Genomic DNA, 12,789 nt, shown 5'->3' with positions numbered 1-12,789 from the left:
GCTCAGAAGCCCCCTGTGGATAACTTCCGACGCGCCAACCCTCGTTAGGCCACACTCGGCCGTGTCAGGATGAGAACACCAAGCCGTCAACGTCGACGGTGGCCAACGCCCTACCAACGGCGGCGGCACCGGCGGCGCGGCCGTAGCCGACGCCACGAGCGTCTGCGCGGCCCGGACACGAGGAGAACGCGCATGTCGTCCCCAGAACAGTGGACGCACCCGGAGCCCCGGGAAGGCCCTGCCGCCACCGCTGCCGCACCCACAGCAGAGCAGGTGATCGCGGGTTTGCGTGCGACCAGCGAAGGCGGTCCGGAGCTGGTGCAGCTTCTGACGCCCGAGGGTGAGCGGGTCCAGAACCCGCGGTTCGACCGATACGTCGCCGAGGTGACCGCGGCGGACCTGCGCGCGCTGTACCGCGACATGGTCCTGGTGCGCCGGGCCGACCGCGAGGCCAACGCCCTGCAGCGGCAGGGCCAGCTCGGCATCTGGGTCCCGCTGCTCGGCCAGGAGGCCGCGCAGATCGGCGCGGGCCGGGCGATGCGGCCCGCCGACATGGCGTTCCCCAGCTACCGGGAACACGGCGTCGCGTGGACCAAGGGCATCCACCCCAAGGAATTGCTGGGGATCTTCCGCGGCACCGACCACGGCAGCTGGGACTCCGCCGAAACCCGTTTCCACCCGTACACCATCGTGATCGGCAACCAGGTCCTCAACGCCGCCGGGTACGCGATGGGGCAGCGGTTCGACGGCAAGGTCGGCGACGACGACGGCGAGGCCACCATGGTCTTCTTCGGCGACGGCGCCACCAGCCAGGGCGACGTGCACGAGGGCTTCGTCTGGGCCGCGGTCTACGACGCCCCGCTGGTGTTCTTCTGCCAGAACAACCAGTGGGCCATCTCGGAGCCGACCGAGCGCCAGTCCCGCCTGCCGCTCTACCAGCGGGCGCGCGGCTACGGCTTCCCCGGCATCCGGGTGGACGGCAACGACGTCCTCGCCACCCTCGCGGTCAGCCGCTGGGCGCTCGACGAGTGCCGCCACGGCAACGGCCCGGTCCTGATCGAGGCGTTCACCTACCGGATGGACGCGCACACCACGACCGACGACCCGACCCGGTACCGGCACTCCGACGAACTGGAGGCGTGGAAGCTCAAGGACCCGATCGAGCGGGTGCGGGTCCACCTGGTCCGCTACGGCGGCGCCGACCAGGGCTTCTTCGAGTCGGTGCAGGCCGAGGCGGACGCGCTCGCGGTCGAGTTGCGCGAGTTCTGCTTCGCCATGCCCGATCCGCCACCGAGGCAGATGTTCGACCACGTCTACGCCGAGCCCAGCCCGGTCCTCGACGCGCAGCGCGACGAGTTCCTGGCTTACACGGCCGGTTTCGCCGGAGGTGAGCACTGATGGCCGCGCCGGTGCTCAACAAGGCCGACGGCGCCGCGGCGTCAGCCCGGTCGGTCCAGTCGCTCACCCTGGGCAAGGCGCTCAACCTCGGCCTGCGGGCCGCGATGGAGGCCGACCCCAAGGTCCTCGTCATGGGCGAGGACGTCGGCAAGCTCGGCGGCGTCTTCCGGATCACCGACGGCCTGCAGAAGGACTTCGGCGAGCACCGCGTGCTGGACACGCCGCTGGCCGAGTCCGGGATCATCGGCACCGCGGTCGGCCTGGCCGTGCGCGGGTTCCGGCCGGTGTGCGAGATCCAGTTCGACGGGTTCATCTTCCCCGCGTTCGACCAGATCGTCTCCCAGGTCGCGAAGCTGCACGCGCGCACCCTGGGGCGGGTGAAGGTGCCGATGGTCATCCGGGTGCCCTTCGGCGGCGGGATCGGCGCGGTCGAGCACCACTCGGAGTCGCCGGAGTCGTACTTCGCGCACACCGCCGGGCTCAAGGTCGTCGCCTGCTCCAACGCGGTCGACGCGTACTGGATGATCCAGCAGGCCATCCGGTGCGACGACCCGGTGCTGTTCTTCGAGCCGAAGCGGTTCTACCACTCGGGGTTCCTGAAGGCCGACGTCGACACCGCGGCCACGCCAGCGCCGCTGTTCGCGTCCCGGGTCGTCCGCCGCGGCCACACGGCGACGGTCGTCGCGTACGGCCCGTCGATCAAGGTCGCGCTCGACGCCGCCACGGCCGCGGAAGATGAGGGGCACGCGCTGGAGGTCATCGACCTGCGGACGCTGTCCCCGCTCGACCTCGGCCCGGTCTTCGAGTCGGTGCGGCGCACCGGCAGGCTCATCGTGGTCAGCGAGGCCCCCGCTGAGTCGTCGCTGACCTCGGAGATCGCCGCCCGCGTCCAGCAGGAGTGCTTCTACTCGCTGGAGGCTCCGGTGCTGCGGGTGACCGGGTTCGACACGCCCTACCCGGCGGCGAAGCTGGAGGAGCACTTCCTCCCCGACCTGGATCGGGTGCTCGACGCCGTCGACCGATCGCTGGCGTGGTGAGCGATGCCTGAGTACAAGAGCTTCCCGCTCCCGGACACCGCCGAGGGGCTGACCGAGGCCGAGATCCTGACCTGGCACGTGAAACCGGGTGACACGGTCACGGTCAACCAGATCATCGTCGAGATCGAGACCGCCAAGGCCGCCGTCGAGCTTCCCTGCCCCTGGGCCGGGGTGGTCACCGAGTTGCACGTGCGGCCAGGGCAGACGGTGGACGTGGGCACCCCGATCCTGACCATCGACACCGATCCCGGCGGGGCCGCCGCCCCACCCCCGGCGTCGAGCAACGGCTCCGCGCCCGCCGCGGGGGAGGAGGAGATGAAGCCCCTGGTCGGGTACGGCGCCAAGGCGGTCACCGCCAAACGCCGCCCCCGCAAGGGCCCGGCCGTCCCCACCGAGCCTGCGGCCGCCGCAGCCCAGAGCACGGTCGGCGCGGCCTTCGCCCGCACCCAGGGCCCCGCTCCCGACCACACCGCAGACCAAGCCCCCGAGGCGATCCCCACCGCCCGCCAACCGGAACCGCCTGCTCGAACGACCTCCACCACCAGCGAACCGGCACCCGGCACCGCCGGACCAGCCACCCGCGCCAGCGGACCGGCGGCTGGCGGCGCAACCGGAACAGTCGACGACGGCAACGCGACAGCAACCGGCTTCGACGGCCCAGCCTCCGGCACTGGCGAAACGGCGGCAGGCGGCGCGGCCGGAACGGGCCACGACGGCAACACGACGCCTCCCGGCGGCGCCGGGACAGCACCCGGCTTCGACGGCTCAGCTTCCGACTCAGGCGCAACGGCCACCAGATCCGTAGCCGGGGGCAGCGGGGCGAGGACGTCGGACGCACCGGAGAGTGCGCGCGGGGGGCATGTGCCGTTGGCGAAGCCGCCGGTGCGCAAGCTGGCCAAGGACCTCGGGGTCGACTTGCGCTCGCTCACGGGTTCCGGGGGCAGCGGCGTGATCACCCGCGCCGATGTGGAGCGGGCGGCTGCCGAACCCACCCCCGAGCCCACCCCGGCCGCACCCACAGCCCCCGCCACCGAGACGGCAGCGCAGGCGGGGGAGCGAGCAGCTACCGGCCCCACACCCGAGCCCGTCCCGGCCGCACCCACTGCTCCCGCCACCGAGACGGCAGCGCGGGTGGGAGAGCGGCGGGTGCCGATCAAGGGGGTCCGCAAGGCGACCGCGCAGGCCATGGTGGCCAGCGCGTTCACCGCGCCGCACGTCACCGAGTTCCTGACCGTCGACGTCACACCGATGATGGATCTGCGGGCGCGGTTGGCGGCCCACCCGGACTTCCGCGACGTCAGGCTCACCCCGTTGGCGTTCTGCGCCAAGGCGGTGACGATGGCGGTCGCCCGGACACCGGAGGTCAACAGCGCGTGGGACGAGGCCGCGCAGGAGATCGTCTTCAAGGACTACGTGCACCTGGGCATCGCGGCTGCGACCCCGCGCGGCCTGATCGTGCCGAAGGTCCGAAACGCGGAGACGCTGTCGCTGCGTGACCTCGCCGTGGCCCTGGAGGCATTGACCACGACCGCGCGCGACGGCAAGACCCAGCCCGCCGACCTGGTCAACGGCACCATCACGATCACCAACGTCGGCGTCTTCGGCGTCGACACCGGAACCCCGATCATCAACCCAGGCGAGTCCGCGATCCTGGCGTTCGGCGCCATCCGCGACATGCCATGGGTAGTGGACGGGGACATCGTGGTCCGCAAGGTCTGCCAGCTCGCGCTGAGTTTCGACCACCGCCTGGTCGACGGCCAGCAAGGCTCACGGTTCCTGGCCGACATCGGCGCACTGCTGGCCGACCCGGCAGTCGCGTTCACCTACTGACAGGAGAACGGTGGCTGACCAAAGAACGACGGCTGATCCGAGAACGACGCGCTAGCCCGTGGGTGGCGGGGCGCCGACCAGGCTCCCCGCCACCTCCCCGGACACCTCAGACTCGTCGTCGTCGGCGAAAACGCCGTAGGCGACCGGTCGCCGCGCAGGAACGAGATGTTCGCTCACCTGCCACCCGCACCCGAAGCCGCCAGGTGCTCGATGGGGGCAGAGTGGTTTCTTCGGGGGAGAAGGAAGATCGCCAAGCTGGCTTCGCACGTGTGCGGCCGAAGGCTTCTCACCCGTCTTTCACACGGCGGTCTTCCTTCGTAGGGGCCCGAAGAAACCACTCCACCCCATCGAGCCAACCCCACAAAAGCAAGCACCCCAGCGACCTACGGGCGGGGAAGGTCGAAGTAGTCGATCAGGGTCGCCGCGAAGGCGATGTCGCCTTTGACCTTGACCTTGCTCGACAGGAACAGCATGGGCAGGCTCACCGCGCCGATGACCGCGCGCAGGAAGTCGACCGGGGCGATGGTGATGGTGACCCGGGGGTCGTCGGTGGGTTCGTCGCCGGAGGTGCAGCGGCCGTTGGCGATGACGGTCTCGAAGCGGTCGTAGCCGTCCTCGCCCGCGCCGCCGGTGAAGCGCCAGTGCAGGACGGCGCGCAGGCCTGCGGCGCGGTCGGGGGCGAGGTGGTCGGACATGCGGCGGAAGACCTCGGTGAACACGACGTGCCGCAGGTGGGGGTGGGTGGTCAGCGCGTCGAGTTGGGCGCGGGTGGCGCGGGCGAGGAAGCGCAGGAACGTCTCCGTCCGCATACCCGCCAGGTCTATCCCGGTGCCCGCGTCGCCGAGCATGTCGAGGGTTTCGACCAGTTGGACGAACTGGGCCGGGTCGAGCTTGGCCGGGTCGATGGCCTCGGCGAAGCCGTCGAGGTCGACCACGGCGACCGGGGGGAGGCGGTGCCACTTGCGGCGCCTGCGTGCGATGCGCATGAGGGCAGTGTGCCTGTTCACGGGTGGCCGCACTCGCGGCGCGCGTTGTCCGCCCGGCCGCTCACGGTTTGGGCAGGTCGAACAGTCCGGTCAGGCCTGCGGCGAAGGCGAGGTCGCCGCGCACCTTCAGTTTCCCGGTCATGAACAGCACTGGGGCGGAGACGTTGTTGGTGATGAGCTTGAGGAAGTCGGTGGGCGACAGGGTGACGGTGACCTTGGGCGATGCGGTCATCTCCGTCCCGCCCACGCAGGCGCCGTCGGCGATGACTGTCTCGTAGCGGTCGTAGCCGTCCTCGCCCGCGCCGCCGGTGAGCCGCCAGTGGATGACGGCTTTGAGGTCCTTGATCCGTTCGTCGCGCGGGTGGTCGCTCATGTGGCGGAACATCTCACCCAGGACCCGGGCGCGCAGGCCGGGCTCGGCCATGATCGACTGGATTTGGTCGGTGGAGGCCTGGGTGAGGATGCGGACGAACGTCTTGGGGGACATCGCGGAGAGGTCGACGGGCGCGCCTGCCTCGGCGAGCCGGGTGATGGCGCGCAGGGCGGTGGTGAGGTCGTTTCTGCCGAGCTTCCTCGGGTTCAGGGCGCGCCCGATAGCATCCGCGTCGATGTCCATCGCCTCAGCGGGGTTCATCCGGTCGAGCAGTTCGACCAGTGCCCGTGGCTTGAGCGCGCCGATCGCCGCACCGGTGTGACCAGAGTCGGGCATGAACACCTCCCCGTTTTACCTACTCGCGAGTAGGCTACGGGTGAGTAAGTTGGCTGACAAGGGGATCGATACCAACGATCGGGAGGTTCGGCGTGAGCGTCGACGAACAGCGTCGACCGGCGCGCGTGAAGCGCCTGCCCCGGGAAGTGCGGGAGCGCCAGATCCTCGACGCCGCCGTCCGGGTGTTTTCCCAGCACGGCTACCACAACGCGTCGATGGACGAGATCTCCGATGTGGCGGGCGTCTCCAAACCGATGATCTACGCCTACCTGGGGCACAAGGAAGACCTCTTCGCCGCGTGCATCCGGCGGGAGGCGAGCCTGCTGATGGACGCCATCGCGAGCGGGGTGCGGGCCGAGTCGCCGCCGGACATGCAGCTGTGGCACGGCCTGCGCGCCTTCTTCGAGTTCGTCGCCTCCCAGCGGGAGAGCTGGAAGGTCCTGCACCGCCAGGCGACATCGCAGGGCGGGCCGTTCAGCGAGGAACTGCTCGCGATGCGCAGCCGCGCGATCAACCTGGTCGACGCGCTGCTGGTGCGGTCGGCGACCAGCCGGGGGCTCGGCGAGACCGCGACCAAGGCCACAGAGGCCCTGGCCGCCGCCCTGGTCGGCGCGGGCGAGTCGCTGGCCGACTGGTGGCTCGACCACCCGGACGTGCCGGAGAAGGTCGTCGCGTCCTGGCTGATGAACCTGGTCTGGATGGGCCTGGGTGACCTGGTCGACGGCGCGGTCTGGACGCCGACGCCGGAAGCGGCGCCGGAGTGACACCGGAGTGACGCCGAAGGGCCTCCGGGAAGCCCCGGAGGCCCTTCGAGCACACAGCCAGATCTTTCTACAGCGCGGTGATGACGCCCTCGATGTGCGGCTTGGGCTTGCGCGCGTCGAACAGGTCGAAACGCCACCCGTCCGAGGTCTGCTCGGCGTGGAAGCCGACCTTCGCGGGCAGGAACACCGGCAGCTTGAAGCGCACGTCGACCGTGTACGCCTCGGGCAGCCTGCCCTCGAACGCGGCCAGGCAGCGCGCCTTGGTCCACATGCCGTGGGCGATGGCCTTCGGGAATCCGAACAGCTTCGCGCTGAGCGCGTGCAGGTGGATCGGGTTGCGGTCGCCGGAGACCTCGGCGTAGCGCCTGCCGATGTCCTCCGGAGCCCGCCAGACCGCCGACGCCGAGGGAAGCTCGCGGCGCTCGTCGCCCGCGCCGGACTCGCCGGAACCTCCGGAGCCGCGGCGCAGGTAGGTGCTGACGTCGTGCCAGACCACCTCGCCGTCGACCAGGGCCTCGCTGATCATGTCGAACTGGCGGCCCTTGGGGTGCGGCCGCAGGTTCTCCACGTGCACCCGCAGGTCGAACTTCTCGTCCACCCGCAGCGCCCGGGTCTGGGTGATCCGGTTGGCCACGTGGACCGAGCCGACCAGCGGGAACGGGAAGTCCGCGTCCGTCATCAGCTTCACCTGCATGGGGAAGGTGAGCATGTGCGGGTAGGTCGCGGGGAGCTCGTCGGTCAGCCGGAACTCGCAGACCCGGTTGTAGTCGGCGAGGTGCTTCGCGTCGACGCGCACGTCGGTGCGCCGGTACGTGCGGTCCGGCAGCTCCCCGCCCTTTTTGGAGAACCCGGAGATGACGGCCTTGGGGAACAGGACGCCCAGGTTCGGCGACTCGCGGAGTTCCAGCACGGACATCACGCCCCCAGCAGGCTCTGGCCGCAGACCCGCACGACGTTGCCGTTCACCGCGCCCGAGGCCGGGTTGGCGTACCAGGCGATCGTCTCGGCGACGTCGACCGGCAGGCCGCCCTGGGCCATGCTGTTCATCCGGCGACCGGCTTCCCGGATGAACAGCGGGACCGCCGCGGTCATCTGGGTCTCGATGAAGCCGGGGGCGACCGCGTTGATGGTGATGCCGCGCTCGGCGTAGACCGGGGCGAAGGCGTTGACCATGCCGATGACGCCCGCCTTGCTGGCGCCGTAGTTGGTCTGGCCGAGGTTGCCCGCGATGCCCGCGATCGAGGAGACGCCGATGATGCGGCCGCCGTCGCGGAGGACGCCCTGGGACAGCAGCGCGTCGTTGACCTTGAGCTGGCTGGCGAGGTTCACCGACAGGACGGCGTCCCAGGCGGCTTCCTTCATGTTGGCCAGCTTCTTGTCGCGGGTGATGCCCGCGTTGTGCACGACGATGTCGACGCCGCCGTGCCTGCCGCTCAGGTACTCGACCAGCTTGGCTGGCGCGTCGGCAGCGGTGATGTCGAGCTGGAACGCCGAGCCGCCGACCCGGTTGGCGACCTTGGCCAGGTCGCCGCCCATGGCGGGGATGTCCAGGGCGACCACGTGCGCGCCGTCGCGGGCGAGGACGTCGGCGATGGCCGCGCCGATGCCCCGGGACGCGCCGGTGACCAGGGCGACCTTGCCCGCGAGGGGCGCGCTCCAGTCGTCGGGCTCGGCGGCGTTGCCGCCGTGCGTGCCGACCCGGATGACCTGGGCGTCGACGTACGCGGACTTGCCCGAGAGCAGGAAGCGCAGCGTGGACTCGATCTTGTCCTCGGCGCCCGCCTCGACGTAGACGAGCTGCGCGGTCGCGCCGCGGACAAGCTCCTTGCCGAGCGAGCGGACGAAGCCCTCAAGCGCCCGCTGGGCGATGAGCTCTTCCGCGCCCGCCACCTTCTCCGGCGGGGTGCCGAGCACCACGATCCGACCGCAGGCTCCGACGGATCGGACGACCGGGTGGAAGAAGTCGTAGAGCCCCCGCAGCTGCTCTACGGTGGAGATTCCGGTGGCGTCGAAGACCAGACCGCCATAGCTCGGGCCGCGTTCCCCGCCTGGGGGCACCGGCAGCGCGCTGGTCAGCACCTCGATACCCGAGGCCTTCAACACACTGCTGACCTGGTCGAGCAGGCGCCCGCCGGGGGCGCCGCCGATCAGTGCGGGACCGTCCAGCGCGGGCTCGCCACGCTTGAACCTCCGCAAGGGGGTGGGGTTCGGCAGTCCGAGACGCTTCACGAGAAGTCGTCCGACGCCGGAAGTGCTGAACTGCTGATAGCGGTCAGTCATCTGAGTGCGCCTCCCTACTCGCTAGTAAACTTACTCCAGAGTAGGTTACGATGCTACCTCAGTTGCAAACCTGTGCTCAGGAGGATGGAATGGCCCCGAGTCGCGTGCGCCGAGTGGCGGTCCTTGGTGGGAACCGCATCCCCTTCGCGCGGTCCAATGGTCCGTACGCCAAGGCGTCGAACCAGGACATGTTCACCGCTGCCCTGGACGGACTGGTCGCGCGTTTCGGCCTGCAGGACGTCCGGCTGGGTGAGGTGGCCGCTGGCGCGGTCCTCAAGCACAGCCGGGACTTCAACCTGGCCCGCGAGAGCGTGCTGGGCAGCAAGCTCTCCCCGGAAACCCCCGCTTACGACATCCAGCAGGCCTGCGGCACCGGCCTGCAGGCGATCATGCAGGTCGCCAACAAGATCGCCCTCGGGCAGATCGACTCGGGCGTGGCAGGCGGTGTCGACACCACCAGCGACGCGCCGCTCGCGCTCAACGACGACCTGCGGCGCATCCTGATCGCGGTCAACAACGCCAAGACCGTCGGCCAGCGGCTCGCGCTGCTCGCCAAGATCCGGCCCGCGCACCTGGCGCCGGAGCGCCCGGAGAACGCCGAGCCGCGCACCGGCCTGTCGATGGGCCAGCACGCCGCCTTGACCGCCAAGGAGTGGGGCATCACCCGCGAGGCGCAGGACGAGCTGGCGGCCGCGAGCCACCAGAAGCTCGCCGCCGCGTACCAGCGGGGCTTCTTCGACGACCTGATCACCTCGTTCCAGGGCGTGGCGAAGGACCACAACCTGCGGCCGGAGTCGACCGCGGAGAAGCTCGCCAAGCTCAAGCCGGTCTTCGGCGGCCCCGACGGCACCATGACCGCGGGCAACTCGACCCCGCTCACCGACGGCGCGTCCACGGTGCTGCTGGCCAGCGAGCAGTGGGCCAAGGAGCGCAACCTGCCGGTGCAGGCGTACCTGACCTTCACCGAGACGGCCGCGGTCGACTACATCCACGGCGGCGAGGGCCTGCTGATGGCCCCCGCGTACGCGGTGCCGCGGATGCTGGCCCGCGCGGGGCTGACGCTGCAGGACTTCGACTACTACGAGATCCACGAGGCGTTCGCCTCCCAGGTCCTGGCCACCCTCGCGGCGTGGGAGGACGTGGCCTTCGCCAAGGAGAAGCTGGGCCTGACCGAGCCGCTTGGCTCGATCGACCGCTCGAAGCTCAACGTCAACGGCTCGTCGCTGGCCGCGGGACACCCGTTCGCCGCGACCGGCGGCCGGATCGTGGCCACCCTGGCCAAGCTGCTGCACGAGAAGGGCTCGGGCCGCGGCCTGATCTCCATCTGCGCCGCAGGCGGCCTGGGCGTCACCGCGATCCTGGAGAAGTAACCGCTCCCTGACGAGTGCATCGGCGGTGGCCACCTTCCCCGGAAGGTGGCCACCGCCGTCTTTTTCCCGGTTTCGCCGGGAAAGATCCGTCTCGTGCGCGGTCGCTCTACGATTCGCGTGTCGGCGCACACGAGGAGTAGGCACATGACCGGAGCGGGCAACCCGCAACGCAAGGGCTTCAGTGAACTCGGCCCTGTCTGGATCTCGGCGATCGCCGCCCTGCTCGTCGCGATGACCGGTGCGGGGTTCTTTGTCGGCAAGGCGAGCGAGACGCAGGCGAAGCCCACGACGGTCACCGTCACCGCTTCCGCCGCGCCTGCCCCGCCGTCGGCCTCCGGCGCGGCCGCGGCCACCACACCGCCCACGACCACCACCAGCGCCAAGACCACCGAGCCCGGTGTCCGCTTCTCGGGTGAACTGGTCTGGGGCAAGTTCAGCCTCGATTTCACCGAACCCCGTCCCCTGAACAACGCGCAGATCAGTGGACTGTCCGGCAACAATCTGTACAGCGACGGCGGCGGCTCCGTCGTCGAGTGGAAGACGGACTCGACGCCGACCAAGGACGAGTGCGCGCGGGTGGCCAAGGCCAACGGTTCCAACCAGGCGAACGGCCTGGTCAAGGGGAGCCGCGTGTGCGGTCTGACGCCAGAGGGCCGGGTGTTCCGGATCGACGTCGAAGCGGTCGGCAGCGGTGGGATCGTCAGCCAGGTGACGGTCTGGGAGAACACGCCGTAGGGAAATCTCGGCCAATATTGCTTGGGCGCTAGAAACGCCGATACCGTTCGATGATGGACCCGGTCCGCAACCCGTTCGCCCCCGGCGCAGGGCAGCGCCCGCCGGAGCTGGCAGGCCGTGAGAAGGAGTTGGCCGCCTTCGAGGTCGTCCTGGAGCGGATCGCGCGGGGCAGACCGGAGCGCAGCTTGGTGCTCACCGGGCTAAGAGGTGTCGGCAAGACGGTCTTGCTGGGCGAACTGCGGTCCATGGCCGTCCGCCGCGGCTGGGGCGCGGGCAAGATCGAGGCCCGCCCCGACGCCGATCTGCGCCGTCCCCTGTCCGCCGCCCTGCACCGCGCGGTCCGCGACCTGGCCGTGCGCCACCGCGCCCCCGAACGCGTTGAGTCGGTCCTGGGCACCCTCAAGGCGTTCGCACTGAAGTCGAACCCGGAGAACGCCAAGCTCCGCGACCGCTGGCAGCCCGGCATCGACGTCCCGGCCACCACCGGCCGCGCCGACTCCGGCGACATCGAGATCGACCTGGTCGAACTGTTCACCGACGTCGCCGAACTGGCCCAGGACGTCGGCACCGGGGTCGCGGTGCTGATCGATGAGATGCAGGACATCGGCGCGGACGACATCTCGGCCCTGTGCGCCGCCTGCCACGAGCTGTCCCAGTCCGGCGCGCCGTTGGTGGTCGTCGGCGCGGGCCTGCCCCACCTCCCGGCGCTGCTGTCGGCCAGCAAGTCCTACTCCGAGCGCCTGTTCCGGTATGTCCGCATAGACCGCCTTGACCGTGAAGACGCGGACCAGGCTGTCCTGGTCCCGGTAGACCGCGAACAAGCGGCCATCACCCCGGCGGCCCTGGACGCCCTGTTCGACCGCTCCGGCGGCTACCCGTACTTCATCCAGGCGTTCGCCAAGGCGGCCTGGGACGCCGCCCCCACCGACCCCATCACCGTCGAGGACGTGGCCATGGCCGCCCCCGAGGCCGAGGAAGAGCTGGCGGTCGGCTTCTTCGGCTCCCGCTACGAGCGAGCCACCCCCGCCGAACGCGAGTACCTCCGAGCGATGGCAGAGCTGACCGAGGGCAAGGACGACCCAGCGGGCACCTCCGACGTGGCCGTCTTCCTGGGCCGCAAACCCTCTTCCCTGTCTCCGGCCCGCGACAGCCTCATCAAGAAGGGCTTGGTCTACTCCGCCGAACGCGGCCGCATCGCCTTTACCGTCCCCCACTTCGGCCGCTACCTCAGGGGCATGGAGGAGTAGCGCTCCATACCGTCATCTACCACTCACGCTAGAGCAACAGATATGGCGTGAGACACGCCCAGGACCGATGATTCATCGGCAAGTGCCCCGAATCACCGAACAATCGGGTGAAAGACGAAGGAAAGAGGCGCATACTTGAGACACGCCGCTCAGCCAGGGCGGCAAGAAGACCCGAAGGGGATGCACAACCCATGAACGTCGCCGCGAAGATCCGAGCCCGCCGCGCCGAGGCCCGCACTCGCAAGGCGGTGAACCGCGCCATCGACCAGGCCGCGACCCCCTCGATGCGCCACGAACTCATCACCATGGCCCAGGCCCACAACATCTGGCGCTAACCAGAACAGCTGACGTAACCAGAACAGCCAGGGTTTAAACGTGACTCAGGACACATTCCGTGTCCGTGTAACACCATCGGGACCTATCACGATGTTCC

At 70.0% G+C, this 12,789-nt stretch carries 13 protein-coding genes; 8 read left to right on the top strand and 5 right to left on the bottom strand.

What is annotated here, in order from left to right; translation table 11 throughout:
• The first annotated feature begins 192 nt into the window (after nucleotides 1-192).
• The 3 genes from pdhA to BLS56_RS12045 are packed head-to-tail and all read left to right on the top strand — an operon-like array spanning nucleotide 193 to nucleotide 4,265.
• Nucleotides 193-1,398, top strand: coding sequence for a pyruvate dehydrogenase (acetyl-transferring) E1 component subunit alpha (pdhA, locus tag BLS56_RS12055; RefSeq protein ID WP_091450114.1), 1,206 nt, complete (start codon nucleotides 193-195; stop codon nucleotides 1,396-1,398).
• On the top strand, nucleotides 1,398-2,435 hold the full coding sequence (locus BLS56_RS12050) for an alpha-ketoacid dehydrogenase subunit beta (RefSeq protein WP_091450113.1): 1,038 nt from the start codon (nucleotides 1,398-1,400) through the stop codon (nucleotides 2,433-2,435). Before pdhA ends, BLS56_RS12050 begins: the two co-directional genes overlap by 1 nt.
• Nucleotides 2,436-2,438: 3 nt before the next feature.
• On the top strand, nucleotides 2,439-4,265 hold the full coding sequence (locus tag BLS56_RS12045) for a 2-oxo acid dehydrogenase subunit E2 (protein WP_091450112.1): 1,827 nt from the start codon (nucleotides 2,439-2,441) through the stop codon (nucleotides 4,263-4,265).
• A 51-nt stretch (nucleotides 4,266-4,316) separates the two neighbouring features.
• Here the strand turns inward: BLS56_RS12045 and BLS56_RS32745 are convergent, their stop codons facing one another.
• The 3 genes from BLS56_RS32745 to BLS56_RS12035 all read right to left on the bottom strand — a co-directional run bounded on the left by BLS56_RS32745 (nucleotide 4,317) and on the right by BLS56_RS12035 (nucleotide 5,960).
• Nucleotides 4,317-4,442, bottom strand: a complete 126-nt coding sequence (locus tag BLS56_RS32745; RefSeq protein WP_267463907.1) for a hypothetical protein — start codon at nucleotides 4,440-4,442, stop codon at nucleotides 4,317-4,319.
• A gap of 206 nt (nucleotides 4,443-4,648) precedes the next feature.
• Complete coding sequence (locus BLS56_RS12040; RefSeq protein ID WP_091450111.1) at nucleotides 4,649-5,251, bottom strand: SCP2 sterol-binding domain-containing protein; 603 nt, start codon at nucleotides 5,249-5,251, stop codon at nucleotides 4,649-4,651.
• A 61-nt stretch (nucleotides 5,252-5,312) separates the two neighbouring features.
• Nucleotides 5,313-5,960 carry an SCP2 sterol-binding domain-containing protein gene (locus BLS56_RS12035; protein WP_091450388.1) on the bottom strand — a complete coding sequence of 216 codons (648 nt, stop codon included), beginning with the start codon at nucleotides 5,958-5,960 and terminating at the stop codon, nucleotides 5,313-5,315.
• Between the two features lie 92 nt (nucleotides 5,961-6,052).
• On the opposite strand from BLS56_RS12035, the gene BLS56_RS12030 reads away from it, so the two are divergent.
• Nucleotides 6,053-6,724 (top strand): TetR/AcrR family transcriptional regulator, encoded by a 672-nt coding sequence (locus tag BLS56_RS12030; protein WP_091450110.1) that lies wholly within the window; start codon nucleotides 6,053-6,055, stop codon nucleotides 6,722-6,724.
• A gap of 67 nt (nucleotides 6,725-6,791) precedes the next feature.
• Here BLS56_RS12030 and BLS56_RS12025 read toward each other — a convergent pair whose 3' ends face one another.
• Together BLS56_RS12025 and BLS56_RS12020 are read right to left on the bottom strand one after the other, a co-directional pair.
• Nucleotides 6,792-7,640, bottom strand: a complete 849-nt coding sequence (locus BLS56_RS12025) for a MaoC family dehydratase (protein ID WP_091450387.1) — start codon at nucleotides 7,638-7,640, stop codon at nucleotides 6,792-6,794.
• A complete protein-coding gene (locus BLS56_RS12020) occupies nucleotides 7,640-9,004 on the bottom strand; it encodes a 3-oxoacyl-ACP reductase (protein WP_091450109.1) in 1,365 nt (454 codons plus the stop codon). The genes BLS56_RS12025 and BLS56_RS12020 overlap by 1 nt, the downstream gene beginning before the upstream one ends.
• Nucleotides 9,005-9,093: 89 nt before the next feature.
• Here BLS56_RS12020 and BLS56_RS12015 point away from each other — a divergent pair, with 89 nt between their 5' ends.
• The 4 genes from BLS56_RS12015 (at nucleotide 9,094) to BLS56_RS31370 (ending at nucleotide 12,691) form a co-directional block, all read left to right on the top strand.
• Complete coding sequence (locus BLS56_RS12015) at nucleotides 9,094-10,374, top strand: acetyl-CoA C-acetyltransferase (protein ID WP_091450108.1); 1,281 nt, start codon at nucleotides 9,094-9,096, stop codon at nucleotides 10,372-10,374.
• A gap of 144 nt (nucleotides 10,375-10,518) precedes the next feature.
• Nucleotides 10,519-11,109, top strand: a complete 591-nt coding sequence (locus tag BLS56_RS12010) for a hypothetical protein (protein WP_091450107.1) — start codon at nucleotides 10,519-10,521, stop codon at nucleotides 11,107-11,109.
• 53 nt (nucleotides 11,110-11,162) lie between these two features.
• Complete coding sequence (locus BLS56_RS12005; RefSeq protein WP_091450386.1) at nucleotides 11,163-12,356, top strand: AAA family ATPase; 1,194 nt, start codon at nucleotides 11,163-11,165, stop codon at nucleotides 12,354-12,356.
• Between the two features lie 191 nt (nucleotides 12,357-12,547).
• On the top strand, nucleotides 12,548-12,691 hold the full coding sequence (locus tag BLS56_RS31370; protein ID WP_175482786.1) for a hypothetical protein: 144 nt from the start codon (nucleotides 12,548-12,550) through the stop codon (nucleotides 12,689-12,691).
• Nucleotides 12,692-12,789: the final 98 nt, after the last annotated feature.

This window comes from Actinokineospora iranica (genome assembly GCF_900101685.1).
Lineage (GTDB): Bacteria > Actinomycetota > Actinomycetes > Mycobacteriales > Pseudonocardiaceae > Actinokineospora > Actinokineospora iranica.
This window is presented reverse-complemented; position numbering and strand designations above follow the sequence as displayed.

What these genes read in the sequence shown, in the direction of transcription:
- pdhA (WP_091450114.1), top strand. Translation starts at nt 193, where the DNA reads ATGTCGTCCCCAGAACAGTGGACGCACCCGGAGCCCCGGGAAGGCCCT.
- BLS56_RS12040 (WP_091450111.1), bottom strand. Translation starts at nt 5,251, where the DNA reads ATGCGCATCGCACGCAGGCGCCGCAAGTGGCACCGCCTCCCCCCGGTC.
- BLS56_RS12045 (WP_091450112.1), top strand. Translation starts at nt 2,439, where the DNA reads ATGCCTGAGTACAAGAGCTTCCCGCTCCCGGACACCGCCGAGGGGCTG.
- BLS56_RS12005 (WP_091450386.1), top strand. Translation starts at nt 11,163, where the DNA reads ATGGACCCGGTCCGCAACCCGTTCGCCCCCGGCGCAGGGCAGCGCCCG.
- BLS56_RS12015 (WP_091450108.1), top strand. Translation starts at nt 9,094, where the DNA reads ATGGCCCCGAGTCGCGTGCGCCGAGTGGCGGTCCTTGGTGGGAACCGC.
- BLS56_RS12035 (WP_091450388.1), bottom strand. Translation starts at nt 5,960, where the DNA reads ATGCCCGACTCTGGTCACACCGGTGCGGCGATCGGCGCGCTCAAGCCA.
- BLS56_RS12010 (WP_091450107.1), top strand. Translation starts at nt 10,519, where the DNA reads ATGACCGGAGCGGGCAACCCGCAACGCAAGGGCTTCAGTGAACTCGGC.
- BLS56_RS12050 (WP_091450113.1), top strand. Translation starts at nt 1,398, where the DNA reads ATGGCCGCGCCGGTGCTCAACAAGGCCGACGGCGCCGCGGCGTCAGCC.
- BLS56_RS31370 (WP_175482786.1), top strand. Translation starts at nt 12,548, where the DNA reads ATGAACGTCGCCGCGAAGATCCGAGCCCGCCGCGCCGAGGCCCGCACT.
- BLS56_RS12020 (WP_091450109.1), bottom strand. Translation starts at nt 9,004, where the DNA reads ATGACTGACCGCTATCAGCAGTTCAGCACTTCCGGCGTCGGACGACTT.
- BLS56_RS12025 (WP_091450387.1), bottom strand. Translation starts at nt 7,640, where the DNA reads ATGTCCGTGCTGGAACTCCGCGAGTCGCCGAACCTGGGCGTCCTGTTC.